This is a genomic window from Hydrogenophaga sp. (genome assembly GCF_051007235.1).
Taxonomy (GTDB): Bacteria; Pseudomonadota; Gammaproteobacteria; order Burkholderiales; family Burkholderiaceae_C; genus Hydrogenophaga.
On sequence record NZ_JBPCSJ010000474.1, the window covers coordinates 1 to 2,272 of the forward strand.

General features: G+C 65.0%; 2 protein-coding genes and 1 pseudogene. All 3 read right to left on the reverse strand.

The window, feature by feature from the left end; all coding sequences use genetic code 11:
- Nucleotides 1–77: 77 nt before the first annotated feature.
- Nucleotides 78–629: pseudogene (gene rfbC / locus ACR2JA_RS16715) on the reverse strand (dTDP-4-dehydrorhamnose 3,5-epimerase).
- Entirely contained in the window at nucleotides 630–1,526 is an 897-nt protein-coding gene (gene rfbA / locus ACR2JA_RS16720; protein ID WP_434010204.1) for a glucose-1-phosphate thymidylyltransferase RfbA, read from the reverse strand.
- 15 nt (nucleotides 1,527–1,541) lie between these two features.
- Nucleotides 1,542–2,272: dTDP-4-dehydrorhamnose reductase (gene rfbD, locus ACR2JA_RS16725; RefSeq protein ID WP_434010205.1), on the reverse strand; the 731-nt coding region annotated here is incomplete at its 5' end.

Consider the following 2,272-nt stretch of genomic DNA (forward strand, 5'->3'; position numbering starts at 1 on the left):
CTTCACCAGCGTCCGGATCAGCCTCCGGTTGGTCCAAAGACTCGTCAGCAGCGCAACTGGTCGGGTTGGGTGCAGATTCATGTCGTGAATGTTTCCGCCGCAGACAGCCGTATGCCAGCCTGATCCTTGGCCGACAGTAATGGTGCTATGCCGATGTCAGGCCACCGGATGTCGAGGTCGGGATCGTTCCATGCGATGCAGCGATCGTGCGCCGGAGCGTTTTAGTCGGTGGTCTTGTACAGGAAGTCGGCTGTTTCGCTGAGCACCAGGAAGCCGTGCGCAAACCCTGCAGGCACCCAGAACTGCCGGTGGTTGTCCTCGCTCAGCTCCGTGCCGACCCACTGACCGAAGGTCGGCGAGCCGCGGCGGATGTCCACCGCCACGTCGAACACCGCCCCGCGCACCACTCGCACCAGCTTGCCCTGGGGTTGCTGCAACTGGTAATGCAGCCCGCGCAGCACGCCTCTGGCACTACGGCTATGGTTGTCCTGCACAAAATGCACATTCAAACCAGTGGCTGCATTAAAGGCGTTCTGGTTGAAGCTCTCGAAGAAGAAGCCGCGGGCGTCACCGAACACCTTGGGTTCTATCACCATCACGTCGGGGATTGCGGTGGGGGTGGCTTTCATTCAGAACACCTTCTCGTTGAGGGCGCGCAACAGGTATTGCCCGTAGCCGTTTTTCTTGAGGGGTTGTGCCAGCGCCTCGAGCTGAGCCGCGTTGATCCAGCCGCTGCGCCACGCGATTTCTTCCGGACAGGCTATCTTCAGCCCCTGGCGCTGTTCCAGGGTTGCGATGAACTGGCCTGCGTCCAGCAGGCTTTCATGGGTGCCAGTGTCCAGCCAGGCGTAGCCGCGCTTCATGATCTGTACGTTCAACTGCCCCAGGTCCAGGTAGGCTTGGTTGACGGCGGTGATTTCCAGCTCGCCGCGCGCGCTGGGCTTGACCGCTTTGGCGATGTCCACCACCTGTTGGTCGTAGAAGTACAGACCGGTGACAGCGTAGTTGCTCTTGGGCTGTTGGGGTTTCTCTTCGATGCTGACGGCCTTGCCGCTGCGGTCGAACTCGACCACGCCGTAGCGCTCGGGGTCGTGCACGTGGTAGGCGAACACGGTGGCGCCGCCGTTATGCTCGTCCGCGCTTTGCAGCAGTTGGGCGAAGTCGTGGCCGTAGTAGATGTTGTCGCCCAGCACCAGGGCGCTAGGGTGGTTGCCCACGAAGTCCGCGCCGATGATGAAGGCTTGGGCCAGCCCGTCCGGGCTGGGTTGCACGGCGTACTGCAGGTTCAGGCCCCACTGGCTGCCATCGCCCAGCAGCTGCGCAAAGCGCGGCGTGTCCTGCGGCGTGCTGATGATCAGCACATCGCGCATGCCCGCCAGCATCAGCGTGCTCAGCGGGTAATAGATCATGGGCTTGTCGTACACCGGCAGCAGCTGTTTGCTGATGGCCAGCGTGGCCGGGTGCAGCCGCGTGCCGGAGCCGCCGGCCAGGATGATGCCCTTGCGGGCGCTCGTCGTCGCTTTCATCGTTCCTCCCATTGTTCAAAGAGTTTCGGTCAGCATGCGCGCCACGCCCTGCTGCCAGTGCGGCAGGCGCAGGTCAAAGGTCTGCTGCAGCAGCGCCGTGTCCAGGCGCGAGTTGTGGGGCCGCTGAGCCGGGGTGGGGAAGGCGCTTGTGGGCACCGGCGCCACCTCCTGCACCGCCAGCTTCAGCTCGGGCTTGATGGCGCGCGCCGAGTCCACCACAAACCGAGCGTAGCCGTTCCAGCTTGTCTCGCCGCTGGCGGCCAGGTGGTAGATGCCGGCGTCTTGCGGCCGCTGCAGCAGCTGACGGATGGCGTGCGCCGTCACGTCGGCGATCAGCTCCGCACCCGTGGGCGCGCCGAACTGGTCGTCGATCACCGTCAGCCGCTCTCGCTCGGCCGCCAGGCGCAGCATGGTCTTGGCAAAGTTGCTGCCGCGCGCCGCGTACACCCAGCTAGTGCGCAGGATCAAATGCCGCGTACAGGCCGCTGCAATGGCCCGCTCGCCGTCCAGCTTGGTCTGGCCGTACACGTTCAGGGGGCCGGTCGGTGCGGTTTCCACCCAGGGCGTGCTGCCGCCGCCATCGAACACGTAGTCGGTGCTGTAGTGCACCAGCAGCGCACCCACCGCCTGCGCCGTCTCGGCCAGCACTGCCGGGGCTTCGGCGTTCAGCCGCCTCGCGAGGTCGGTCTCGCTCTGCGCCTTGTCCACCGCCGTGTGCGCCGCGGCGTTGACGATCACGTCGGGCC

Coding starts and splice junctions, on each gene's coding strand:
- rfbA (WP_434010204.1), bottom strand. CDS start 1,526: ATGAAAGCGACGACGAGCGCCCGCAAGGGCATCATCCTGGCCGGCGGC.